The organism is Telmatobacter sp. DSM 110680, from assembly GCF_039994875.1.
Lineage (GTDB): Bacteria > Acidobacteriota > Terriglobia > Terriglobales > Acidobacteriaceae > Telmatobacter.
This window is the reverse complement of the sequence record NZ_CP121196.1, coordinates 1,608,001-1,630,084: the sequence shown is the minus strand read 5'-3', so window position 1 is coordinate 1,630,084 and position 22,084 is coordinate 1,608,001. Positions and strand designations below refer to the sequence as shown.

Sequence of the window (22,084 nt, the reverse complement as noted above, 5' to 3'; positions counted from 1 at the left end):
AAGATTTCTGAACGCTTGGGCGTTGGTCGCGGTCTTAGGGTGTGTACAACGCGAACGCTGCGTCCGACAATGATCTGCAGCCCGAGGGAGCGCGCGAGTTTTGACCACTGATCCGGATGCAAAGTTCACGGCACTCGTTCATCGTCAGTCGCGCTTTGTCTTCCGGGTGGCTTATGCAGTTCTGCTCAATTCTCATGACGCAGAGGACGCGGTGCAGGAGACGTTCTTGAAGCTTTATCGCAATCGCGGATGGGAGCGCGCCGAAAACGAACGCGCTTATCTTGCGCGGGTCGCGTGGAGGGAAGCGATCGATCTTCGTCCGCGCCGCTCGCAGCTGCCGGTTGCTGGTCCCGAGCCGCTGGAAGCAGATGAGGCTCCGTCGCTACAGCCGGGCCCGGAGCAGGCTCTGCTCTCTGCTAGTGAGGATTCGATGATTCACGCGATGATCGATGCTCTCCCTGAGGAACTGCGGGTGCCACTTGCACTCTCAGCCTTTGAAGAACTGCATTCTCCAGAGATCGGAACCATTCTCGGAATCCCCGAGGGCACGGTTCGCACGCGACTGCAACGAGCTCGCCAGATTCTTCGCCAGAAACTCACTTCACTCCAGGAGTCGCGCTATGCATGAGAAAGATGACCTGGATAGGATGCTCGAGTCGTCGCTGTCAAGCTATGGCGATGCAGGAGCTGAACAGGGGCTGGCTGAGCGAATTCTGGCGCGCGTCGCGAGCGAGCAAAGATCGAAGGAGCAGGCGCCGGGATTGCGCAACCGCGTCCTCCTCTGGGCGGCTCTTCCGGCAGCGGCTTGTTTGCTTCTAACTCTTCTCTTATTGAAGTCAGCGGGGCCGCCGGGGATTCGCCCGTCAATTCATCAGCCGAATGTCGCGTCGGTGACGCCCACAAGCGAAGTTCCCGTAATCTCCACCCACCGGCAGACAATGCCGACGCGTGCGGCTCACCTAATAACGTCTCGATCTGCCGTCGCTATTGGCAAATCTGCTGGTCCTCCAAAGCTCGATGTATTTCCCCTTCCCCGTCCGCTTTCGCCTGAAGAACGGGCGCTCTATGCCTTTGCAACGCAGGTTCCTGAAGAGCAACGTCAAGCCGTGCTGGCGGCACAGAAGAATGATGATGCTCCTCTCAACATCGCCGCCATTCACATTCAACCGCTCGAAATGTCCGATCCAGGAAAGAACTAAGGAGATATCCATGCGCAAGCTCGCTCTGATTTGCTGTCTCGTGTTTTTGACAATGTCTTTGGGGCAGAGATCTTTTGCCCAGGAGTCGACGCCCGCTCCCGAGCCCACAAAGGCTCCGCAAGCACCAGCCCACTTTTACCATCTCGACTTTGTCGTCCAGGAGTTGGGTGCGGATGGGAAACCCACCAACAGTCGCTCATATACGGCCACCGTCAGCACAGACTCACACGATCACGGCACATCGATTCGGACCGGCTCTAAAATTCCTATCGCTACGGGATCTTCCTCGTCCAGCAGCGTTCAAGCGCTCGTTAACACGCAATGGCAATATGTCGATGTAGGCGTGAACATTGATGTCCGCAATACGCGCGAACTTGGCCGTCAGTTGTCACTCGATCTCATTGCAGACGTAACCAGTGTCGGGGCGACAAATGATTCCGCCCTCCACCAGCCCGTGATCCGCCAGAACAAGTGGCAGGCGTCGGTTCTTATCCCCGTCAGTAAAGCAACGGTCGTGTTTACCTCAGATTCCCTCGACAATAAAGGCAGCATGCAGGTGGTCGCGACGGCGACACCATTGCAATAGTTCATACCCGCTCTAGCCGGGCAGCTGAGGTGCGAGTTTTTGTACCGCCGGGCTGTCGGAACCGAGCCAATCGGGATGGCGGGCCGTGGTGTCGAAGTGTGAGGTCGTCTTGAAGAGTTCGTACTTGCCATGCATAGCGGCCTCTTCGGTCTTCGAAATCAAACTAGCCACGGCGGCCTCATCCATCGGGCGGAATGATTTGACCGCCGCGAAGGCCTGGTCGAGAAGCATCTTCGAATTGATTCCAGTGATCAGTACGGAGATGGGTACATTGAGGGAGTAGCGCAGGCAATCCATCGGCTCGACTGCGCCACTCTTCAAGATGATTTCGTCTCCAAAACATTTCATGCCCAGCACGGCAATGTTTTGACGCATCGCTTCGGGAACTACCAGCTGCGAGAAGCTGCGGAAGTGCGCGTCCATAACGTTTACCGGCATCTGCACCGTGTCGAAGTGAAAGCTGTGTTTCTGCGCGACTTCGAGCATGTAGAGATGAACGTGCGGATCCTTATGTCCGGTGAAACCAATGAAGCGGATCTTGCCGGCTTGCTTCGCTTCGAGTACTGCTTCCATACCGCCGCCTTCATTAAAAATTCGATCCGGATCGTCAAAGCGGATGACTTCGTGATGCTGCAGGAGGTCGATGTGATCCACCTTCAGGCGACGCAGTGAGTCGTTGATCTGGTTAGTCGCGACTTCTTTGGTGCGGCCGTCGATCTTGGTCATCACGAAAGCTTTTTGACGGTAGCCGCCTTGTGCAAGCGCCTTGCCGACGCGCTCTTCACTGCGGCCTTCGTTGTAGTCCCAGGAGTTGTCGAGAAAATTGATGCCGCGATCAAGACCTTCGTGGATCAGGCGAATGGCGTCGTCTTCTTCAACCTTGGGCAGACCCAGGTGAGCGCCGCCCATCCCGATAAGCGAAACCTCGACGCCGGTTGCACCAAGCTTGCGATAGAGCATTTCGCCTTTCATTGTGCCCGCTTCGTTGACACGCGGAATGCGAGCGGCAGCCTGCTTCGACGACGCTTCTGTCATCATTTGTCTATTCCCCTCATCCGTTGATTGCGCTGCATTCCCGGAACGCGTGCTTAATCCTGCTGCCGCAATTGCCGCTGCTGACAGAAACTCTCTTCGCTTCATTTCGCCTCGATGTGCTTATGCAATTTGGTGGCCACTGTGGCCGCCGCTCGCAAGTTATTCAAGGGCTGTGATGCACTGTAAATACAAGGGTTTGCTTCATCTGGGTTTCAGCATTTGGGAGTTTATCGCATCGAAATATCTGACCTCGCTTTTAACTCAAAACGCGCAACCTCACTTCCCCGCTTGGCGTCCAAGTTGGCTGAACGATCCGACCAATGGAGGAACATATGTCTTCAGATTTGAAGGGAAAGAAAATCGCAATTTTAGCCACGGACGGATTTGAGCAGGCGGAACTAATCGATCCGCGCAAGGCGCTGACCCAGGCGGGCGCCACGACTGTAGTGATTGCTCCGAAGGGCGGAGAGATCAAGGGCTGGAACAAGAAGGACTGGGGCCAATCAGTGAAAGTAGATCTGCCGCTCGCCGACGCGAATCCTCGCGATTACGACGCGCTGGTGTTGCCGGGTGGAGTGATGAATCCCGACCACCTGCGGATGGATCCGGCGGCAGTAAATTTTGTTCGTCAGTTTGTGGCTACGGGAAAAACCGTTGCGGCCATCTGTCACGGACCGTGGACGTTGCTGGAAGCCGGCGCGCTGAAGGGCAAGACAGTTACGTCGTGGCCTTCTTTGAAAACCGACATCAAGAACGCGGGCGGCAATTGGGTTGACCAGGCTGTGGTGACGGATGGCCAATTCATCTTCAGCCGCAAGCCTGAAGACATTCCGGCGTTCAACAAGGCGATTATTGAAGCCGTAACGCAAGGGGTTGGAGAACACGCACACGCATAGGTCGAACTGAGTTTAATGCGGCAATCTGAACGGGCTTGCTTCTTCTCGAAGTTGGGGAGAGGTGAGCCCGTTTCAGCTGATAGTTCTGAGTTTAAGTCCTATGAGGTTTGGCTAGCTGGAAACGCTGCATCTCTCGCCCTTTGTTCGATCTGAGATGTATATTGCTGCCATGCACTTCCCTTCAGTTGATCGGCATCCAGGATGCCGGCACTTCATTGCGCATCAAAACTGCTTGAGATGGATCGCCGTCCTCGGCTTCGTATTGACTCCTGTAAACCCCTTGCACCCCCAGCAAAATATGAGTGGACACAACATGGCTGATATGCAGCCGGTGCTTCCGCCGGAGCAGATTCCTATTCCCATTCGCATGTCGGGGATAGGCAATGCGCACATCGCGATTACTGCAAGTCCCGAGGCCCAAGCGTGGTTTGACCAGGGACTTAATCTGATGCACGACTTCTGGGATTATGAGTCGGCGAAAGCATTTGAGCAGAGCGTGCGTGTTGATCCAAGCTGCGCGATGTGCTGGTGGGGATTGGCGCAAGCGGAGGGATTTCGCCACAGTCCTAGACAGTTCTACGGGAAGCAAGCGCTCGAGAAAGCCGTTCAGCTCAAAGCCCACGTCAGCGAGCCGGAGAGACTTTACATTGAGGCGGCAGAAGCCGAAGCGGCCATCAAGAAAGATCAAAAGCATGGAGCCGATAGACAACAGATTGAAATCCTGCGTGAACTCGTAAAAGCGGCGCCCACCGACATACAAGCTCGCCTCTTTCTTGCGCTTGCATTGGAAGATGGCTATGACGACAAAGGCGAGCCGAAGAAGGGTGAGCGGGAAGCCATTGCCATGTTCGAAAGTATTTTGCACGACGCTCCGAACGATTCGGCGACTAATCATTACTGGATTCACGCGATCGAGCCGGGGAATCATCCGGAGCGCGCGATCCAGAGTGCCGCCTTGCTCGCGAGCCTTGCGCCCACGTCCGGACATATGGTGCACATGCCGGGGCATATCTATTACCGCGTGGGAAACTACGCGGAGGCAGAACACTGGTTCTTGTCTTCAATGGCAGCCGACGAGAAATACATGCAGGAACAGCATGTCGGACCCGACGACGATTGGAACTACGTGCACAACATGATGTATGCGATCGCCAACCTCATGGAACAGGGACGGCTGGCGGATGCCAACGCACTGTCAGATCATCTGGCTGCTGCGCGCGGTCAACTGTCAGCATCGCTCTATATTTGGTCGGCGCGCGATCAGATGGCACGCATCAGCCGTCGCTTGCCGGTTGCCTTGCGACTGGGTGACTGGGATACGGTGCTCGCGCTGCTCAGCACGGCGAACCTCCCAAAAGGTGAAAAGGCTGCCAACCTGCGATTTCTCGCCGCCGAACTTACCGACTACGCAACGGGGATGAAGGCACTCGACGCAGGAGATCTGGTGGCAGCGCAAGCGCATTCAACCAGTCTGGACTCAGGTCTGAAGCAGATGGAGGAGATGCAGAAGGTTATGGGGAAAACTCCGGGGGCGGAAAAGGAAGCTGCCGCAAATCCACCGGTGATGCCGGTTTCTCCAGACGCTCTGCCAGAGCCAATCATGAAGGCTCTTAACATAGCGTCGATCGAACTGCAGGCTGGAGTGGATGTCGCACAACACAAACTGCGACCGGCGAGAAAGCTTTACGCTCAAGCTGTGAAACAAGAGAAGAAGGCCGGGTATCATGAGCCGCCTTTTTACATCCGGCCTGTTGCTGAGACTGAAGGGGCGGCGTTGTTGAAAGCACGCGATTACAAAGATGCGCTGGCTGCGTACCAGGCTGCACTGGAAGCGCGACCAAACTCTGGCTTTGGACTCTACGGTGTGGCGCAGGTGAAGGAATCCTCAGGCGATGCGGCGGGGGCGAAGGAAGCGTATATCACTTTCCTCAAGGCTTGGCCAAAGGCTGATGCTGGCTTACTGGAAGTGGCTCATGCACAAAAGATGGTTGGCGTAAGTACGGAAGCTTCCCGCTGAGTTTGTTTGTGACGTTTTGAGCAAACATCCGACCTCGCCATCGTCATCCGAGATGCATTCAAAATGAAAGCGGCAACCTCAACAGGAGATTGCCGCTTAGCTAATCGATAGTTGGTTGCGACTGCCTAGTTGCGGCTTCGCAGCTTCGAGAGCAGCCGCAAGATTTCAAGGTACAGCCACACCAGAGTGACCATGATGCCAAACGCGCCGTACCATTCCATGTATTTCGGCGCGCCGTAGTTTACGCCTTGCTCGATGAAGTCGAAATCGAGCACGAGGTTAAGCGCGGCAATGGCGCAAACAAAGAGGCTGAAAGCTATCCCGATCGGGCCGGATCCATTGATCGTGACGAACTGAATATGGAAGAGACTCAACACGATCTCCGCCAGGTAGAAGAGAGCAATTCCTCCGGTGGCCGCGATGATGCCGATGCGAAACTTGTCGGTCACCTTGATGAGGCCGGAACTGTAGACCACCAGCATGGTCAATAGGGTGCCAAAGGTTAGACCGACAGCCTGGATTGCAATTCCGGGATAACGCTGCTCAAGAAACGCCGAGATACCACCCAGGAAAAGGCCTTCCAGCAGTGCATAGATCGGGGATGTGACCGGCGCCCACTCCTTCTTGAAGATGGTGACCATGGCTGTAATGAAGCCACCGAAGACGCCCACCAATAGAAGTCCGGAAACGTCGGACGTGTCGCGCGTTTGCATGAACAGGTGCCATGTATAAGCCGCGGTGGCAAAGGCGCAGATGAGGAGGATGCCGGTCCGGTTGACTGTGCCGTTTATCGTCATCCGGTTGGCGACATCGATGGCGCCGCCGCGGTTGGCAAGATCCTGGAACGTTTTGGAACCCAAGGCAGGATTCGAAGTCTTAAACAGGGGCATGAGGTTCTCCAGTGCACTCCGGGGCCGGATCTCAGAAAAGCGGACCTGGCTCCTGTGTCTATTTTAAATCCGGCATAGGCAACCGGGCGTAGGACTCCCGGTTTCCAACGCAGCAGGCGGCTAAGGCCCGTTTTTCCCTGAATATGCCGACCGTTTGAAAAGATCGTTAATTTCGTTCTTTTCCGCTGTTATCTCGATGGGCTATAGTGGCCGTCATTCACCTTGGCCCCCAGGAGGCCCCATGAAGATCAACGACACGATTGGCATCTTGCTCGGGTGTCGACCCGACAAAAAGGTGCTTTCTATCGATCCAGACCATTCGGTCTACGAGGCGCTGGAGATCCTGGCCCAGTACAACATCGGCGTGCTGCTCGTCTGCAAGGACAACCTGCTGGTGGGCATCTTTTCAGAGCGCGACTATGCGCGCAAAGGTATTCTCGGCGGCCTCACCTCCCGCGAAACCAAGGTCAGCCAGCTAATGACCAGCCCCGTTATCTCTGTCAGCCCCAAGCATACGGTGGACGAGTGCATGACGCTCATGACAGAACACGACTTCCGCCATCTGCCGGTTGTTCAAAACGACACAGTCGTGGGCGTTATTTCGATTGGCGACCTGGTGAAGTGGGTGATTTCGGGTCAGCAGCAGACCATTCAGGCGCTCGAAGGCTACATTGCCGGAGCGTACCCGTCCTAAGACGATTATCTTTACGAACCGATTAGAAAGCGCTTCCAACTCTAGAGCGGATATCGCTCCAGTTGAACGCACTGTTTTGCAACGGTGTGGCTTAGCGCGACCGCGTCCATGGGCGTATACCGAGTCAGTCGCCTGAGGATTGCCAATTGCGTCCGCAGCATGTCCCCTTCACCGCAGGCCGCCAGGACGCGCCGCGCAGACTGTTCTGCCATTGCCATGCTCTCGTCGGCCAGAAGACTGGTCATTGCGAAGGCCACGGCCGCTGAGCTCTTGTTCGCAGCCGCCAATTTACGCGCACGCAACAGCGAAGACTCGAGGGCGAAAACCTGGGTGATGATGTCCGCCAGGTCGGCCATGACTTCCTGTTGATCCTGCAGAGCTGTCATAAAGCGCTGGCTGGCAACACCTGCCGCGAACAGTGCGATCTTTCGGATAGCAGCCAATATGTCGGCTTCGCGCGTCAACGCCTCGCCCGTATCTTCTGCGGCGTCAAACGACGGCGGCTGCATCACTTCGTCCATCAGTGATTTGATTGCCGACATCAACGGAAGTTCGCCGGCCATCGCGCGCTTCATCATCCAGCCGGTAATGATCATGCGATTGATTTCGTTGGTGCCTTCGAAAATGCGATTAATGCGCGCGTCCCGATACAGGCGCTCCGCTGGATATTCCTCCACATATCCGTAGCCGCCCATGGTGGCCACTAACTCATCGCAGACCAGCGACAGCATCTCTGATCCGTAGACCTTGAGGATGGAGCACTCGACCGCGTACTCTTCGATGCGGCGCTGAATGTCGCGCGGCGAACGTGATGCGTGTTCACCGAGCTGTTCCAAAGCGGCGTCGATCATGCCGACAGTGCGGTAAGCCATGCTTTCGGCCGCGTAAAGGCGGGTCGCGCTCTGGGAGATCTTGCGTTGGATCAGCCCAAACTCGGCGATCGGCTTGCCGAAGGCTTTGCGCTCCTTGGCATAACGGACCATGTGTCCTAAGGCGTTACGCGCCCCACCTACGCAGGCAACCCCCAGCTTGAAGCGGCCCATATTAAGAACATTGAACGCGATATGGTGGCCTTTGCCCGGCTCGCCGAGAAGATTCTCGGCTGGGACTTTGCAGTCCTGCAGCACCAGCGGGCACGTTGATGATCCGCGGATACCGAGTTTATGTTCTTCAGCGCCAACGGTGAGGCCGGGAGTATTGCGTTCGATGAGGAAGGCCGAGAACTTCTCACCGTCAATCTTGGCGAAAACGGTGTACAGCCCAGCGATACCGCAGTTGGTGATCCACATCTTTTCGCCGTTTAAGGCATAGGTTGAGCCGTCGGCAGAGAGGGTTGCGCGGGTGCGGACGTTCATTGCATCGGAGCCGGATGTTGCCTCCGACAGGCCGTAGCCACCGATCCATTCTGCCGTCGCCAGCTTGGGAAGGTAGCGTTTCTTCTGTTCTTCGGTGCCATACCAGACCAGCGGCAGCGTCGCGATGCCGATGTGTGCGCCGAACGCGGTGGAGAAACTTGCCTGGATCGAGAGGTGGTCCGTAATGATTGTCGAGGTGGTCTTGTCCATGCCAAGGCCGCCGTACTCTTCGGGAATGTCAACGGAGGTGAAGCCTAGTTCGGCCGCCTTGCGCAACAGACCTGCCAGGACGTCGGGCTTTTTAGCGTCGATGTCGGCTGCCAAGGGCAAAACTTCGTCGCGAGCGAACTTCGCTGCAGTAGCCGCCATCTGCCGCTGTTCTTCGTTGAGATCTTCAGGGGTAAAGACTTCACCCGGAGTGCGTGTCTCGATAAGAAAACTTCCGCCTTTGGCGGCAACAACGGGAGAAACGGCTGTCGTAGGCATGGGGATCTCTCCAACTGTATGGAAACATTACGCTAATCCAGGGTGCGGGGCAACCAGAGGACGGTGAAAAGGTTCCTATGCGGATAAGACGTGGTGGGGACAGAAATAGATACCTTGATGAGAAAGACCTTCGTATCGCACGGCTAGTGCATGCCCACTCGCTCGCGCAGGCTCTGTCGCTGCAATCGCTTACAATTCTCATATCCCGTTCGTGGAGGAACTTCACTGCTCGCCGAGCTCAAAATGGTTGCCGGCCTGGTCTCCGGGCTGCCCGCGCACACTGCGCTCTTACTCGCCGGAAGCCAGCAGAACAGCCTCCGTCATCAAGTAAAGGTGTTGCTCACCGATCCTTTCTCCACGACGCGCCATTACTGGAACTGGTTTGATGCGGCGCTGCTGATCCCCTACTTTGCCGTAATGATCGTACTGGCGATCTACGGCGTGCATCGCTACCAGCTCTGCTATCTCTATTTCAAATACCGCAAAAACTACAATCCCAACCCCGTGCGCTACTTTGAAGAACTGCCCCGCGTTACGATTCAGCTGCCTATCTTCAATGAGCAGTTTGTGATCGACCGCCTGGTTGAAGCTGTCTGCGCCATCGACTACCCGCAGGACAAACTGGAGATTCAGGTCCTCGACGACTCGACTGACGAAACAACGGAAGTCGCTGCCGGCATTGTGGCGCGCTATGCGGCGCTCGGCCACCCGATCGTCTACATCCACCGCACCAACCGGCATGGATTCAAGGCCGGAGCGCTGGACGCGGGGCTCAAGGTCGCGAGCGGCGAGTACATCGCAATCTTCGATGCTGACTTCGTGCCCCCTCCCGATTGGCTGATGAAGGTCATCCATCACTTCGCGGAGCCGGATGTAGGCATGGTGCAGACCCGCTGGACGCACCTCAATCGCGACTACAGCCTGTTGACCCGCATCGAAGCCATCCTGCTCGATGGACATTTTGTGCTGGAGCATGGCGCACGCGTGCGCTCCGGCGACTTCTTCAACTTCAATGGCACGGCGGGGATGTGGCGTAGGAATGCCATATCGGACGGCGGTGGCTGGCAGCATGACACGCTGACTGAAGATACTGACCTTAGCTATCGCTCTCAGATGGCAGGCTGGCGCTTCAAGTATCTCCCGGAAGTTGAGTGTCCCTCAGAACTGCCGATCGAAATGACGGCATTCAAAACGCAGCAGGCGCGCTGGGCCAAGGGGTTGATCCAGACGTCGATCAAGATGCTGCCGCGCATCTTCAAGTCGGACGTACCGCGCCGCGTCAAAATCGAGGCTGTGTATCACCTGACCGCCAATCTGAGCTACCCGCTCATGATCATCATGACCGCCCTGCTGATTCCGGCGATGATCGTGCGGTTTTACCAAGGCTGGTTCCAGATGCTGCTCATCGATTTTCCTCTGTTCACTGCATCGTCGGCATCGATTGCCGTGTTCTATCTCGCCAGCCAGCGCGAACTCTATCCCAAATCGTGGATGAAGACGTTCTTCTATCTGCCGTTCCTGATGGCGCTGGGGATCGGCCTCACCGTCACCAATTCAAAGGCGGTAATGGAAGCGCTACTCGGGATCAAGAGCGCCTTCGTACGCACACCTAAATACCGCGTGGCGCAAAAGGGAGAGAAGTCACAGGCCGCGAAGTATCGCAAGCGCCTGAAGCTTGCGCCGTGGATTGAGCTGATCATTGGCTGCTACTTCATGCTGGCCATCATCTACACCTTTTCGAACCACAACTATTTCACCGCGCCATTTCTGATTCTGTTCGTAATCGGCTATTGGTACACGGGGCTAATGAGCTTGCTGCAGGGCCGATTTGAGCGTTGGCGCAGCGGAACAGAAGCGAATACGGATGAATCGAGCCCGAAGCCATTCCCGGTGGGTGTGTAAGCGCATCATCCTGAACGACTGATATCCCTCCGCTACAATATTCATAAGCGCCTGCCGTCCCTGGATTCGAATCCTGGGCTCGCCAGGCGCATCAGAGCATTATGCTAGCCAAAAACCTGCCGGAAGCTCTCACATTCGATGATGTTTTGCTGGTCCCTGCCTACAGCGATGTAGTGCCCGCGCAGGTAAGCACGCAAACCCAACTCACCCGCGACATTACGCTGAATACGCCGCTGCTCTCCTCGGCCATGGACACCGTGACTGAGTCGCGTATGGCCATCGCCATGGCGCAGCAGGGCGGCATCGGCATTGTGCATCGAAACCTCACCATCGATGCGCAAGCTGGTGAAATAGATAAAGTGAAGCGCTCTGAGAGTGGGATGATCGTCGATCCGGTGACAATTGGACCCGATCAGCAAATTGCCGACGCCCTTGAGGTGATGCGTCGCTACAAAATTTCTGGTGTGCCCGTCACGAGGGGCACCAAGCTTGTGGGAATTCTCACCAATCGCGATCTTCGCTTTGAGACGCGCACGGATGTGCCAGTTGGCGACGTGATGACCAAGGAAAACTTGATCACGGTCGCAGTAGGCACCACGCTTGAAGAAGCTGAACTGATTCTGCATAAGCATCGCGTGGAAAAGCTTTTGGTCGTCGACGATCAATACAATCTGAAGGGCTTGATCACAGTCAAAGACATCCAGAAGAAACTGAAATATCCCAACGCCAGCAAAGATGAAAAGGGTCGCCTGCGTGTTGGCGGAGCGATCGGCGCGACCGGTGATTATTTGGAGCGTGCCGAGGAGTTGGTAAATGCGCGTGCTGACGTACTGGCAATTGATTCCGCGCACGGGCACTCGTCGCGCGTTCTTGAAGCCGTACGGGAAGTGAAGAAGCGTTTCCCCGGTGTAGGTCTTTTGGCTGGCAACGTAGCGACCTACGAAGGGGCTCTTGCACTGATGGATGCGGGCGCAGACGCTATCAAGGTTGGTATTGGGCCAGGTTCCATTTGCACTACGCGCATGGTTACGGGCGCGGGCATGCCGCAGATCACGGCCATTTCCGAGGCCGCCCGGGCAGCGCACGAGCGAGGAATTCCCGTGATCGCTGATGGGGGTATTAAGTACTCGGGTGAAGTGACGAAAGCCATCGCGGCGGGCGCAAGCTCCGTAATGATCGGCTCACTGTTCGCGGGTGTCGATGAAAGCCCGGGCGAAACCATTCTCTACCAGGGCCGCAGTTTCAAGAGCTATCGCGGCATGGGCTCGTTGACGGCGATGAGCCAGGGATCGGGCGAACGTTACTTCCAGAGCGCGGAAGACCTCGCCAAGGAAATTGACACAGAGGGCGTAGTGCAGCGCGAGCGCAATGGACAAAATCGCCTCGCCAAGTTTGTTCCAGAGGGCATTGAGGGCCGGGTACCATATCGCGGACCCCTTGAGGCGATGGTTTACCAGCTTGTCGGCGGCCTTCGTTCCGGCATGGGTTATCTCGGCTGCGGCACAATTGCCGAGCTTCAGCAGAAGGCGCAGTTTGTGCGCATTTCAAATGCGGGCCTGCGCGAGAGCCACGTGCACGACGTGATCATCACTCGCGAGGCACCGAATTATCACGTTGAGTAGAGTGCTGCCCATAACAAGGGGAGCTTCGGTCCGATTCAGTGCCGACTTGCCGGTAGCGTCCCGTCATGGGCTACAAACACCGAACACAACTGGCGAGCACTTTCATCTACCAGCGCCGGACAAGCAACCAGAATCGCGCGGTCCATATCAAGGTCGAAGAACACTGAAGTACTGGATCAGTGCGTGGTGGCCGGTTGCCGTCGGAATCTGCGTCATCGCGCTAGAATCGACTGCACTCTTTGGGGCTGATAACACCAGCGGCCCGCTGCGCAGGGTCTGGGAGTTCATTTTCGGTCAAGTCACGAACCAACGCTGGGAATTTCTGCATCACTACATTCGGAAGACTGGACACTTCGTTGGTTACGGAACTATGGGCGTTCTGTGGCTGCGCGCTCTGTGGATGAGCCTGCCTCGAGCAGGGTTCCTGGTGGATGCGACATTGGCGTTGCTGGGTACGGCGCTAGTCGCGAGCGCCGACGAGTTCCATCAATCCTTCCTCCCCAATCGGACTGGCGTCCCCTCCGACGTCTTGCTCGACTGTTGCGGAGCCGTCGCGTTGCTGCTCATCACCTATGTAATCCTGCGCCTGCGCGCTCCCAAACGCTTCGCCCGCGAGACGTAGTCCCTTTCAAATGAGCCATGCCTGATTTAGACTGCCTTGAATCGCGCTTGTATGAGCCAGCAGGCACAAATTCGCATTGGAATGGCCGGGTGGCGTTACGACGAGTGGCGCGGAACCTTCTACCCGGAGGACCTAACCCAGAAGCGTGAGCTTGAGTACGCTTCGCGCCAGCTCAACTCACTCGAATTGAATGGGACCTTCTATTCGACGCAGCGACCAAAAAGTTTTCAGTCTTGGAGCAAGGAAACGCCGGACGATTTTGTCTTCTCGATCAAAGGCTCCCAATTCATCACGCACGTCCGCAAGCTCGAGAATGTTGAAACGGCCCTGGCTAATTTTCTCGCGCAGGGAATGCTGAGCCTCGGCGCGAAATTTGGACCGATCTTGTGGCAGCTTCCGCCAAATTTCTCGATTGACTTAAAACGTCTGGAAACTTTCTTCAAGCTCCTGCCGCGAACACACAAGCAGGCGGCAGCCTACGGGCGGCAGCGAGACGAATGGATGGCGAGCCGCTCATGGCTGGAAGTCGAAGAGGACCTTCCGCTTCATCATGCGGTTGAGGTCCGCCACAAGAGCTTCGCTGTCCCCGAATACATATCCCTGCTGCGCGAGAACAACATTGCACTTGTGGTCGCAGACACGGTCAAGTGGCCATGCATGATGGACACGACCGCGGACATCGTGTATTGCAGACTCCACGGCAACGAAAAGCTCTACCCCAACGGTTACACCACGGATGCGATCGATCTATGGGCTCGCAGAGTGATCGCGTGGTCATGCGGAGAGGAAGTGAGCGACGGTACGAGAATTCACCCCGATCCGGGTCCTAAGAGAGATTCGCGCGATGTCTTTGTGTATTTCGATGACGATAACAAGGTCCGAGCCCCATTCGACGCGATGAGCCTCAGCGAGCGAATCAAGGAGATGAATGGGGAATAGCCGCGCGAGCAATCTTTGAGAGACGACTTGCTTATTTAGCCCTGAGTGCAGCACACCTCGAAAAAGAACGGCGCATCCCCCACAAAGGAGGATGCGCCGTTGATCCAAGTTGATCCAAAAGAAAAATAGAGCGAGAGAAGCTAGGCTGCTTCTTCGCCGCCCTTTTCCTCGCTCTTTTTGCTTTCTTCGAGCTGGTCTTCGAGCTCTTTGCGCTTCTTGGCCTTGATCTCGTCGCGCTTCTGACGCTTCTCGTCTAGCTGCTTCTCGGCGCCCAGCAGTTCGATGAATGCCTTCTCGGCGCCATCGCCCTTCTGGAAACCTGTGCGGACAATGCGCAGGTAGCCGCCTTGACGATCGCCGTAGCGGGGAGCCACGGTGTCAAACAAGCGCTCGACTGCCTTGTCGGTCATGAGAAAGCTGAGAGCCTGGCGCCGCGAATGCACGTCGCCCTTCTTACCCAGCGTGATCATTTTTTCCACGTGCGGACGCACAGCCTTGGCCTTTGCCACGGTGGTCTCCACGCGGTCCTCTACGATGACGGACGTGACCAGGTTGCGCAGCAGCGCGCGGCGATGGCTGGTGTTGCGTCCGAGTTTGAATCCTGCATTGCGATGGCGCATGGTGAAACTCTCTTTCGAAGTCAGTGAACAGTGCACAGTGAGAAGTGGACAGAACTGATCACTGTCCACTGATCACTGTTGACTGCCTTTAAAAGTTCTCGGTCTCGGTGGGCAGCTGAAGATCTACCGAATCCAGCGGCTCATCCTCGTCGTCGAAGTGGCTGTAGTTGGCAGCCAGTGCTGTCGCCGGCGGAATGCTGGTCGGTCCGGGAACGGCGTTGCCGCTCTCGTCGATCTTCATACCCAGCGAGAGGCCCATCTGCGCGAGGATTTCCTTAATCTCGTTCAGACTCTTGCGGCCGAAATTCTTCGTCTTCAGCATCTCAGCTTCAGTCTTCTGCACCAATTCGCCGATAGTCTGAATGTTCGCGTTCTTGAGGCAGTTGTAGCTGCGGACGGACAGTTCCAGCTCTTCGACCGAGCGGTTCAGGTTGTCGTTGCGCAGCATCACGCGGCCTTCTTCACCGCGCGACTCAGCTTCGATTTCTTCTTCGAAGTTGATAAAGATGTTCATGTGGTCTTTCAGCAGCTTTGCAGCCAGGCCCACAGCATCGGCGGGCAGAACCGCACCGTTCGTCCACACTTCGAGGGTAAGCTTGTCGTAATCGGTGATCTGACCGAGACGAGCCGCTTCGACCACGTAGTTCACGCGGCGCACGGGAGAGTGTACAGAATCCACCGGGATGAAGCCCAAGCCAAGATCGGAGTCGAAGTTCTTATCGGCGGAGATGTATCCGCGACCGCGCTTCAGGCGCATTTCCATCTCGAGACGGCCGCCCTCAGATACGGTTGCGATGTACACGTTCTTGTCCAGAATCTCCACTTCACCATCGGCCTCAATCATGCCGCTGGTGATAACACCGGCCTGGTCTGCGCGGAGATACAGCGCCTTGGGACCGTCGCCGGAAAGCTTAAAGGGAATCTGTTTGAGATTCAGGATGATGTCGGTCGCGTCTTCAACTACGCCGGCAATCGATTGGAACTCGTGCAACACGCCTTCAATGCGAACCGCGGTAACTGCGGCGCCCTCGATGGAGCTGAGCAGTGTGCGGCGCAGGGCGTTGCCGATGGTTGTGCCAAATCCGCGCTCAAAGGGCTGGGCGCTGAACTTGCCAAATGTTTCGCTGAGCGACTCGGCATCGACTGCCAGGCGCTTCGGTTTTTGGAATCCTCTCCAAAGCATATCGTTATCTCTTTTCCCGCGCGGCAGGTACGTCGCGATGCATTTTGCGGCGGCCGCGCAAGTTCTCCTTCGTGAAAGTGATCAGTGATCAGTGCACAGTGAACAGTAGGCTTGCTGACCACTGTTCACTGTTCTCTGTCCACTGTCTTACTTCGAGTACAGTTCGACGATCAGCTGTTCGTTGATCGGCAAATTAACATCCTTGCGCTTGGGCAGGCTGAGAATGCGCCCAGACATATTTTCGAAATTTGCTTCGAGCCAGACCGGTACTGGGTTCTGGGCAGCATACTGCGTGCCCTGCTCGATGATGATCTGCTTTTTGGCAGATTCGCGGATCGCGATCTCGTCGCCCACGTTTACCTGGAACGAGGGAATGTTTACCTTGCGGCCGTTGACGGAGACGTGACCGTGACGAACAACCTGGCGAGCCTGGCGGCGAGAAATTGCGAATCCGAGACGGAAAGCCACGTTGTCGAGGCGACGTTCGAGCTGCTGAATCAGCAGTTCGCCGGTGACGCCCTGAGCGCGGTTGGCCTTCTCGTAGTAAGCGCGGAACTGGCCTTCAAGGGTGAAGTACATGCGCTTGGCCTTCTGCTTCTCGTGCAGTTGCAAGCCGTAGCCTACAATCTTGGCCTTGCGGTCTTTCCCATGTTGTCCTGGAGGAAAGTTGCGCTTCTCAATCGGGCAACGGTCCGATGTGCATTTGGTGCCCTTCAAGAAGAGCTTGGTGCCCTCGCGACGGCAAAGGCGGCATACTGCTCCGGTATAACGAGCCATTTCTTCTCCTGACTTCGGATGTCGGCCGGTTTACATCTCCGGAGGAGACTTCCTCCCGGCCCTTGTTTCAGTGAACAGTGATCAGTGGACAGTGTTCAGTTTTGCTGTGCAATTGCGAACTGCGACAACTGATTTCTGCTTCCTTCACTGCCGTTGTCGAGTCAGTTTGTGGAGTTGAGTATGCCGCTTGCGGCAAGAACAACTGACCACTGTTCACTGACCACTGACAACTTCTCTTACACGCGACGCCGCTTTGGCGGACGGCAACCATTGTGCGGCACCGGCGTGACGTCGCGGATTGAGCGAACATCGATGCCAGCTGCTGCCAGTGCACGGATGGCCGACTCGCGGCCCGATCCGGGACCAGCGACGCGTACGTCGACTGCCCGCAGACCGTGATCGCGCGCCATGGACGCCGCGTTCGATGCGGCCTGCTGCGCCGCGAACGGCGTGCCCTTGCGCGAACCGCGAAAGCCGAGCGAACCCGAGCTCTTCCAGCTGAGCGTATTGCCCACCTGGTCGGTGATGGTCACGATGGTGTTGTTGAACGAGGCTTGAATATGGCAGATACCATACGGCACATTCTTGCGCTCGCGCTTCTTGAATTTCTTGTTCTTGCCAGCTTTGCCGGCTGCGGCCTTCTGCTCTGGTTTCGCCATTAGGTCTTCGCCGTCGCTTTCTTCTTGCCCGCCACAGTGCCCTTACGCGGTCCCTTGCGGGTGCGGGCATTGGTGTGGGTGCGCTGTCCACGTACCGGCAACGACCGGCGATGCCGGTTGCCGCGGTAGCTCTGAATATCGATGAGGCGCTTGATGTGCATCTGGGTATCTTTGCGGAGATCGCCCTCGACGTCACCCTCGTCCTCAATCACCTGGCGGATGTGGTTTACCTCTTCTTCGCTAAGGTCCTGAACCTTTTTGTTGGCGTCAACATGCGCCTTCTCCAGGATCTTCAGCGACCGAGGATTACCGATGCCGTAGATGTATGTGAGCGCGATCCGAGCCTGCTTGTTGCGGGGCAGATCGACGCCAGCAATACGTGCCATTCTGAATCCTTTAGTGCTTCTGTTTGTGCCTCCGGCCTCAACCGGCTCGCACGGGTTATGCGGTTTATCGGGGTCCCCGGCGACAGGTCTTTCATCGCTGGGGTGATCCACTCCGGGGTTCATCGCAAGCCTTGACTCAAGCTAACTAGCCCCTGAAACTTCCTTGGAGTTTCCGCCTATTACCAGGCTCGATTAGCCCTGGCGCTGCTTGTGCTTTGCGTTCTCGCAGATCACGCGAACCACCCCATGGCGGTTAATGACCTTGCACTTAACGCAAATCTTCTTAACTGATGCACGGACCTTCATTGATTTACTGCCCTTCTCCGCGCATCCCGATCAATACGCGGCCTACTAAAGCTTATTTGTAGCGGTACACAATTCGCCCGCGGTTCAGGTCGTACGGACTGAGTTCTACGGCTACGCGATCACCCGGCAAAATGCGGATGAAATTTTTGCGCATTCTGCCCGAGACATGAGCCAGCACTTCATGATTCGTCTCGAGCTTCACCTTGAACATTGCGTTGGGCAACGTTTCAACCACCGTTGCCATGACCTCAATCGCGTCTTCCTTCGACAAACTGTATCCACTTCTGGTGCTTCCGCACCCTCAAGTTTTGGACTGAATCCTACTCAGTCAGGACCTTTGCGCCGGTGTCGGTAACCGCCACCGTGTGCTCAAAATGAGCACTCATACTTCCATCGTCTGTAACCGCCGTCCAGCCATCGCGCAATACGCGCACATTCGGCTTTCCGGCGTTCACCATAGGCTCGATCGCAATCACCATTCCGGCCCGCAACTTCATGCCGGACCCCGCTTCGCCGAAGTTCGGCACCTGCGGATCCTCGTGCATATGACTGCCGATCCCATGTCCAACAAAATCTCGTACCACCGAAAACCCTTCGGCTTCGACTACCTTCTGCACTGCTGCCCCGATATCGCCCAGCGTCGCTCCGGGCTTCACCACTGAGATGCCGGCGTGCAGCGACTTCTCCGTGACCTCAAGCAGTCGCGCTGTGTCGGGCGCAATCTTTTCTCCAACTGGGACCGTGATCGCGGCATCACCGAAAAAGCCGTCAACTATCGCCCCGCAATCCACTGAGACAATGTCCCCTTCTTTCAAGACACGCTTCTTGGATGGAATACCGTGCACAACCTCGTTGTTGACTGAGGTGCAAAGCACACACGGAAATCCGTGGTATCCCTTGAAAGCCGGCTTGGCGCCCAGTTCGCTGATGCGCGCTTCCGCGACCTTTTCGAGATCAAGAGTAGTCGCGCCTGGCTTGACATGACTGCGCACGAGTTCCAACACCTCGCGGACAACCTTGCCTGCGCGGCGCATCTTCTCGATCTCTAGAGACGACTTCAATACGACAGCCACTTCGCTAAACCCGTCTTTCGTAAACGCACAAACTGCCGTTCGCGCGCCGCGCTATTTGCGCAGCCGCTCAACGGCGGCAACAATTCCAGCCGCAATCGCGGCGATCTGCCCGTCTCCGGGCACTTCGATAAACCGACCCAATTCCCGATAGTGCTCAATCACAGGCGCGGTTTGGGCAGCGTAGGCGCGCATGCGCTCCGCAAAAGCCTTTTCCGTGTCATCAGATCTCTGGGTCAGTGCAGCACCTTCTACATCGCAAAAGCCAGCCCGCTGGGGCGGCTTTGAATAAACGTTGTAGATGGTCTGGCAGACTGGACAGTTCCTGCGCCCCGTAATTCGGCGCAGTAACTGATTATAATCCACTTGGATACTGACGGCAACCAGTGGTAAAGCCTCTGTTTGCATCGCCAGGCGTCCATCCAGCCAATGCGCCTGCGCCAACGTCCGGGGGAACCCATCCAAAATGTAGCCTTTAACCGTATCCGGCTGCTGCAGCCTAACGGCTACCATCTCGTTGACCAGGGAGTCAGGGACCAGTTCTCCCCGGTGCATGATCTCTTTGGCCGTCTTGCCCAGCGGCGTACCTTGGGCCACATTGGCCCGGAGCAGGTCACCGGTTGAAATCTGGGGTATCCCCCAATGTTGCACCAACTCCTTGGCCTGGGTACCCTTGCCCACGCCCGGTGCACCCAACAGGAGAATCGGTCCAGGTACGATCATCCTTGCCGACCCTCGATCTCCTTCTACTGCTGCTTCTACTGCACTTTCAACACTTGCTGCAGACGACGACATTACCAGTTTTTCCTTCCGCGTATACGACCGGAACGCGGGGAAAAGCCGTCATAATGGCGCATGATCAGCTGCGATTCGATCTGGTTGACAGTGTCCATAGCGACACCTACTACGATCAGCAGCGAGGTGCCGCCGAAGTAGAAATTGACCCCCAAACCGTGTGTTGCCCAAGTCGGCAGACTCTCAAAGAACCGGCCAACTAGAAATAGCTTGTCAAAACGTATGCCCGAAATCAGGAAGGTGGGCACCAGGGAAATGATGATGAGGTAGATCGCGCCGACCAGCGTAATCCGGGTAAGGATGTCGTTGATGAAGTCCGAGGTGCGCTTTCCGGGGCGGATGCCGGGAATAAACGATCCGGACTTGCGGAAGTTGTCGGCGATGTCGTCCGGCTTCATGACGATCGATACGTAGAAGTAAGCAAAGAAGATAATGCCCAGAACGTAGAGCGTTTCATACCAGGGATAGCCGGGCTGGAGCGCTTGGATAATGGGCTGGAAGAAGCGATTGCTCTGCACCCACTCCATCTGGCCGAAAAGCAGCGGAGCCGAGAGGATGGAACTGGCAAAAATAACCGGCATAACTCCGCCAGAGTTCACTTTGAGTGGAAGATGGCTTGACGAGCCACCCATCATCCTGCGGCCCACGATGCGGCGGGCGCTTTGGATGGGGATGCGGCGTTCTGAGCGCTCCACGAAGACGATGAATGCAACGACCGCGATCATGCCCACGGCCAGCAGCAGCACGGCGAAGATGGTGAGCGAACCCCAGGCGCTGGTCTGCACCTTGCCGACGAGGTCGGCTACGCCGCGCGGAAGACCTGCAATGATGCCCGCAAAGATCAGCAGGCTCATGCCGTTGCCGATGCCACGGTCAGTAATCTGTTCGCCCAACCACATGATGAACGCTGTGCCTGTGGTCAGAGTCAGCACGGTCATCAGACTGAAGCCGATGCCGGGATGAAGTACGAGACCCTGCTTGGTCAGAATGGCCGCGATGCCGATGGATTGCAATGCGCCGAGGACGACTGTCATGTAACGCGTCCACTGCGTGATCTTCCGGCGACCCAGTTCACCTTCCTTCTGGATGCGCGCCAATGGCTCGTAGACCACCGTCAGCAACTGGAAGATGATGGACGCAGTGATATACGGCATGATGCCTAGCGCGAAGATGGTCATTCGGCGCAGGTTACCGCCGCCGAACAGGTCCATCAAGCCTAGCGCCGAACCGCTTTGGGCGTTGAACAGGAGCTCAAGCTGGTGAGTGTTCACGCCGGGGGTAGGGATGAACGCACCCAGGCGGTACACGGCGAGAATGCCCAATGTAAACAGAACCCGCTTGCGCAGGTCAGGAATCCGGAAGATATTCAGAAACTTCTCAAGCATGTGTGGTTTTCCGCTTCAGGCGATGACGCCGCTCAGATCTTGCCAAAATCCAGTGTAAGCGCGAAGGTCGCCAAGTGTCCCTGAATTCCGCCGGATGCCTTCAGCTTTCGATCTTGGCAGCTTGGAAGTCAGCCTGACGGTGTTCCCGGACACATAGGGTGTTCCGGGTCTCGACTTCGAAACCCGGATGGATGTCCTTACGCTGCCGCGGGCGCTCCCGCCACAACGGCTTTGCCGCCGGCCTTTTCGATCTTCTCGATGGCCGACTTGGAAAACTTGTGCGCGTGGATGATGATGGCCGAGGTCAGTTCCCCCGAGCCAAGCACCTTGATCAGGGCCTTTTTGCTCGAAACGAGGCCGAGCTTCTTGTAATCGTCCAACCCGACTTCCTTCACGGAGAGGTCGGCGAATCTGTCGAGGTTCACCACGCTGTACTCGGTGCGGAAGATGTTGGTGAAGCCACGCTTCGGAAGCCGGCGGTGCAGCGGCATCTGGCCGCCCTCAAAACCGCGCATCAGGCTGAAGCCGGAACGCGAACCCTGGCCCTTGTGGCCACGAGCTGAGGTTTTGCCCATGCCGGATCCCATGCCCCGGCCCACGCGCTTGCGCCCGGTGTTTGCCTTTTTGGGCGCGCGCAAATTCGATAGATTCTTTGCCATG

General features: G+C 56.6%; 23 protein-coding genes and 1 pseudogene. 10 read left to right on the top strand and 14 right to left on the bottom strand.

Annotated features, from left to right (window positions below; all coding sequences use genetic code 11):
- The first annotated feature begins 100 nt into the window (after positions 1 to 100).
- Genes P8935_RS06695 through P8935_RS06685 form a run of 3 tightly spaced genes read left to right on the top strand, consistent with a single transcriptional unit; the run spans position 101 to position 1,785 of the window.
- The gene (locus P8935_RS06695; protein WP_348264214.1) at positions 101 to 628 is read left to right on the top strand and encodes an RNA polymerase sigma factor; all 528 of its coding nucleotides are present in this window, start codon (positions 101 to 103) and stop codon (positions 626 to 628) included.
- Positions 621 to 1,199: a hypothetical protein gene (locus P8935_RS06690; RefSeq protein ID WP_348264213.1), complete on the top strand. Its 579-nt coding sequence runs from the start codon at positions 621 to 623 to the stop codon at positions 1,197 to 1,199. The genes P8935_RS06695 and P8935_RS06690 overlap by 8 nt, the downstream gene beginning before the upstream one ends.
- A 10-nt stretch (positions 1,200 to 1,209) precedes the next feature.
- Complete coding sequence (locus P8935_RS06685) at positions 1,210 to 1,785, top strand: hypothetical protein (protein WP_348264212.1); 576 nt, start codon at positions 1,210 to 1,212, stop codon at positions 1,783 to 1,785.
- Positions 1,786 to 1,797: 12 nt separating this feature from the next.
- Here P8935_RS06685 and P8935_RS06680 read toward each other — a convergent pair whose 3' ends face one another.
- Positions 1,798 to 2,823, bottom strand: a complete 1,026-nt coding sequence (locus P8935_RS06680; protein ID WP_348264211.1) for an aldo/keto reductase — start codon at positions 2,821 to 2,823, stop codon at positions 1,798 to 1,800.
- Between the two features lie 329 nt (positions 2,824 to 3,152).
- Between P8935_RS06680 and P8935_RS06675 the strand changes: the two genes are divergently transcribed.
- Positions 3,153 to 3,716 carry a type 1 glutamine amidotransferase domain-containing protein gene (locus P8935_RS06675; protein ID WP_348264210.1) on the top strand — a complete coding sequence of 188 codons (564 nt, stop codon included), beginning with the start codon at positions 3,153 to 3,155 and terminating at the stop codon, positions 3,714 to 3,716.
- A gap of 313 nt (positions 3,717 to 4,029) precedes the next feature.
- A complete protein-coding gene (locus tag P8935_RS06670; RefSeq protein WP_348264209.1) occupies positions 4,030 to 5,733 on the top strand; it encodes a hypothetical protein in 1,704 nt (567 codons plus the stop codon).
- Between the two features lie 125 nt (positions 5,734 to 5,858).
- Here the strand turns inward: P8935_RS06670 and P8935_RS06665 are convergent, their stop codons facing one another.
- Positions 5,859 to 6,623 carry a Bax inhibitor-1/YccA family protein gene (locus P8935_RS06665; RefSeq protein ID WP_348264208.1) on the bottom strand — a complete coding sequence of 255 codons (765 nt, stop codon included), beginning with the start codon at positions 6,621 to 6,623 and terminating at the stop codon, positions 5,859 to 5,861.
- 241 nt (positions 6,624 to 6,864) lie between these two features.
- Between P8935_RS06665 and P8935_RS06660 the strand changes: the two genes are divergently transcribed.
- Positions 6,865 to 7,317 carry a CBS domain-containing protein gene (locus tag P8935_RS06660; RefSeq protein ID WP_348264207.1) on the top strand — a complete coding sequence of 151 codons (453 nt, stop codon included), beginning with the start codon at positions 6,865 to 6,867 and terminating at the stop codon, positions 7,315 to 7,317.
- Between the two features lie 41 nt (positions 7,318 to 7,358).
- Here P8935_RS06660 and P8935_RS06655 read toward each other — a convergent pair whose 3' ends face one another.
- A complete protein-coding gene (locus P8935_RS06655; RefSeq protein ID WP_348264206.1) occupies positions 7,359 to 9,158 on the bottom strand; it encodes an acyl-CoA dehydrogenase family protein in 1,800 nt (599 codons plus the stop codon).
- A 243-nt stretch (positions 9,159 to 9,401) separates the two neighbouring features.
- Here P8935_RS06655 and P8935_RS06650 point away from each other — a divergent pair, with 243 nt between their 5' ends.
- The 4 genes from P8935_RS06650 (at position 9,402) to P8935_RS06635 (ending at position 14,243) form a co-directional block, all read left to right on the top strand.
- The gene (locus tag P8935_RS06650) at positions 9,402 to 11,060 is read left to right on the top strand and encodes a cellulose synthase family protein (protein WP_348264205.1); all 1,659 of its coding nucleotides are present in this window, start codon (positions 9,402 to 9,404) and stop codon (positions 11,058 to 11,060) included.
- Positions 11,061 to 11,161: 101 nt separating this feature from the next.
- On the top strand, positions 11,162 to 12,682 hold the full coding sequence (gene guaB, locus P8935_RS06645; RefSeq protein WP_348264204.1) for an IMP dehydrogenase: 1,521 nt from the start codon (positions 11,162 to 11,164) through the stop codon (positions 12,680 to 12,682).
- A 1-nt stretch (position 12,683) separates the two neighbouring features.
- Positions 12,684 to 13,304, top strand: coding sequence for a VanZ family protein (locus P8935_RS06640; RefSeq protein ID WP_348264203.1), 621 nt, complete (start codon positions 12,684 to 12,686; stop codon positions 13,302 to 13,304).
- A gap of 51 nt (positions 13,305 to 13,355) precedes the next feature.
- The gene (locus tag P8935_RS06635; RefSeq protein ID WP_348264202.1) at positions 13,356 to 14,243 is read left to right on the top strand and encodes a DUF72 domain-containing protein; all 888 of its coding nucleotides are present in this window, start codon (positions 13,356 to 13,358) and stop codon (positions 14,241 to 14,243) included.
- 272 nt (positions 14,244 to 14,515) lie between these two features.
- On the opposite strand, the pseudogene rplQ reads toward P8935_RS06635, so the two are convergent.
- The 11 genes and pseudogenes from rplQ to rplO form a co-directional block, all read right to left on the bottom strand.
- Positions 14,516 to 14,863, bottom strand: a pseudogene (gene rplQ / locus P8935_RS06630) (50S ribosomal protein L17); the annotation flags it as partial.
- A gap of 88 nt (positions 14,864 to 14,951) precedes the next feature.
- A complete protein-coding gene (locus P8935_RS06625) occupies positions 14,952 to 16,046 on the bottom strand; it encodes a DNA-directed RNA polymerase subunit alpha (protein WP_348264201.1) in 1,095 nt (364 codons plus the stop codon).
- A gap of 147 nt (positions 16,047 to 16,193) precedes the next feature.
- Positions 16,194 to 16,823 (bottom strand): 30S ribosomal protein S4, encoded by a 630-nt coding sequence (rpsD, locus tag P8935_RS06620; RefSeq protein WP_348264200.1) that lies wholly within the window; start codon positions 16,821 to 16,823, stop codon positions 16,194 to 16,196.
- Positions 16,824 to 17,059: 236 nt separating this feature from the next.
- Positions 17,060 to 17,482 carry a 30S ribosomal protein S11 gene (gene rpsK, locus P8935_RS06615; protein ID WP_348264199.1) on the bottom strand — a complete coding sequence of 141 codons (423 nt, stop codon included), beginning with the start codon at positions 17,480 to 17,482 and terminating at the stop codon, positions 17,060 to 17,062.
- The gene (rpsM, locus tag P8935_RS06610) at positions 17,482 to 17,868 is read right to left on the bottom strand and encodes a 30S ribosomal protein S13 (RefSeq protein WP_348264198.1); all 387 of its coding nucleotides are present in this window, start codon (positions 17,866 to 17,868) and stop codon (positions 17,482 to 17,484) included. The genes rpsK and rpsM overlap by 1 nt, the downstream gene beginning before the upstream one ends.
- 192 nt (positions 17,869 to 18,060) lie before the next feature.
- Positions 18,061 to 18,174 (bottom strand): 50S ribosomal protein L36, encoded by a 114-nt coding sequence (rpmJ, locus tag P8935_RS06605; protein ID WP_348264197.1) that lies wholly within the window; start codon positions 18,172 to 18,174, stop codon positions 18,061 to 18,063.
- A 52-nt stretch (positions 18,175 to 18,226) separates the two neighbouring features.
- Positions 18,227 to 18,445: a translation initiation factor IF-1 gene (infA, locus tag P8935_RS06600; protein WP_109489145.1), complete on the bottom strand. Its 219-nt coding sequence runs from the start codon at positions 18,443 to 18,445 to the stop codon at positions 18,227 to 18,229.
- Positions 18,446 to 18,494: 49 nt separating this feature from the next.
- Positions 18,495 to 19,247 (bottom strand): type I methionyl aminopeptidase, encoded by a 753-nt coding sequence (gene map / locus P8935_RS06595; protein WP_348264196.1) that lies wholly within the window; start codon positions 19,245 to 19,247, stop codon positions 18,495 to 18,497.
- 51 nt (positions 19,248 to 19,298) lie between these two features.
- Positions 19,299 to 19,967: an adenylate kinase gene (locus P8935_RS06590; protein WP_348264195.1), complete on the bottom strand. Its 669-nt coding sequence runs from the start codon at positions 19,965 to 19,967 to the stop codon at positions 19,299 to 19,301.
- A gap of 71 nt (positions 19,968 to 20,038) precedes the next feature.
- The gene (gene secY, locus P8935_RS06585) at positions 20,039 to 21,424 is read right to left on the bottom strand and encodes a preprotein translocase subunit SecY (RefSeq protein ID WP_348264194.1); all 1,386 of its coding nucleotides are present in this window, start codon (positions 21,422 to 21,424) and stop codon (positions 20,039 to 20,041) included.
- Positions 21,425 to 21,621: 197 nt separating this feature from the next.
- Positions 21,622 to 22,083: a 50S ribosomal protein L15 gene (gene rplO / locus P8935_RS06580; protein ID WP_348264193.1), complete on the bottom strand. Its 462-nt coding sequence runs from the start codon at positions 22,081 to 22,083 to the stop codon at positions 21,622 to 21,624.
- Position 22,084 lies beyond the last annotated feature (1 nt).

Bases quoted from the DNA above. Each gene is read 5' to 3' on its own strand.
- rpsD (WP_348264200.1), bottom strand. From the start codon at position 16,823: ATGGCTCGTTATACCGGAGCAGTATGCCGCCTTTGCCGTCGCGAGGGC.
- P8935_RS06680 (WP_348264211.1), bottom strand. From the start codon at position 2,823: ATGATGACAGAAGCGTCGTCGAAGCAGGCTGCCGCTCGCATTCCGCGT.
- P8935_RS06685 (WP_348264212.1), top strand. From the start codon at position 1,210: ATGCGCAAGCTCGCTCTGATTTGCTGTCTCGTGTTTTTGACAATGTCT.
- P8935_RS06665 (WP_348264208.1), bottom strand. From the start codon at position 6,623: ATGCCCCTGTTTAAGACTTCGAATCCTGCCTTGGGTTCCAAAACGTTC.
- P8935_RS06650 (WP_348264205.1), top strand. From the start codon at position 9,402: ATGGTTGCCGGCCTGGTCTCCGGGCTGCCCGCGCACACTGCGCTCTTA.
- P8935_RS06675 (WP_348264210.1), top strand. From the start codon at position 3,153: ATGTCTTCAGATTTGAAGGGAAAGAAAATCGCAATTTTAGCCACGGAC.
- rpmJ (WP_348264197.1), bottom strand. From the start codon at position 18,174: ATGAAGGTCCGTGCATCAGTTAAGAAGATTTGCGTTAAGTGCAAGGTC.
- guaB (WP_348264204.1), top strand. From the start codon at position 11,162: ATGCTAGCCAAAAACCTGCCGGAAGCTCTCACATTCGATGATGTTTTG.
- rplO (WP_348264193.1), bottom strand. From the start codon at position 22,083: ATGGCAAAGAATCTATCGAATTTGCGCGCGCCCAAAAAGGCAAACACC.
- P8935_RS06625 (WP_348264201.1), bottom strand. From the start codon at position 16,046: ATGCTTTGGAGAGGATTCCAAAAACCGAAGCGCCTGGCAGTCGATGCC.
- rpsM (WP_348264198.1), bottom strand. From the start codon at position 17,868: ATGGCACGTATTGCTGGCGTCGATCTGCCCCGCAACAAGCAGGCTCGG.
- P8935_RS06690 (WP_348264213.1), top strand. From the start codon at position 621: ATGCATGAGAAAGATGACCTGGATAGGATGCTCGAGTCGTCGCTGTCA.
- P8935_RS06590 (WP_348264195.1), bottom strand. From the start codon at position 19,967: ATGATCGTACCTGGACCGATTCTCCTGTTGGGTGCACCGGGCGTGGGC.
- P8935_RS06670 (WP_348264209.1), top strand. From the start codon at position 4,030: ATGGCTGATATGCAGCCGGTGCTTCCGCCGGAGCAGATTCCTATTCCC.
- P8935_RS06660 (WP_348264207.1), top strand. From the start codon at position 6,865: ATGAAGATCAACGACACGATTGGCATCTTGCTCGGGTGTCGACCCGAC.
- P8935_RS06655 (WP_348264206.1), bottom strand. From the start codon at position 9,158: ATGCCTACGACAGCCGTTTCTCCCGTTGTTGCCGCCAAAGGCGGAAGT.
- rpsK (WP_348264199.1), bottom strand. From the start codon at position 17,482: ATGGCGAAACCAGAGCAGAAGGCCGCAGCCGGCAAAGCTGGCAAGAAC.
- secY (WP_348264194.1), bottom strand. From the start codon at position 21,424: ATGCTTGAGAAGTTTCTGAATATCTTCCGGATTCCTGACCTGCGCAAG.
- P8935_RS06635 (WP_348264202.1), top strand. From the start codon at position 13,356: ATGAGCCAGCAGGCACAAATTCGCATTGGAATGGCCGGGTGGCGTTAC.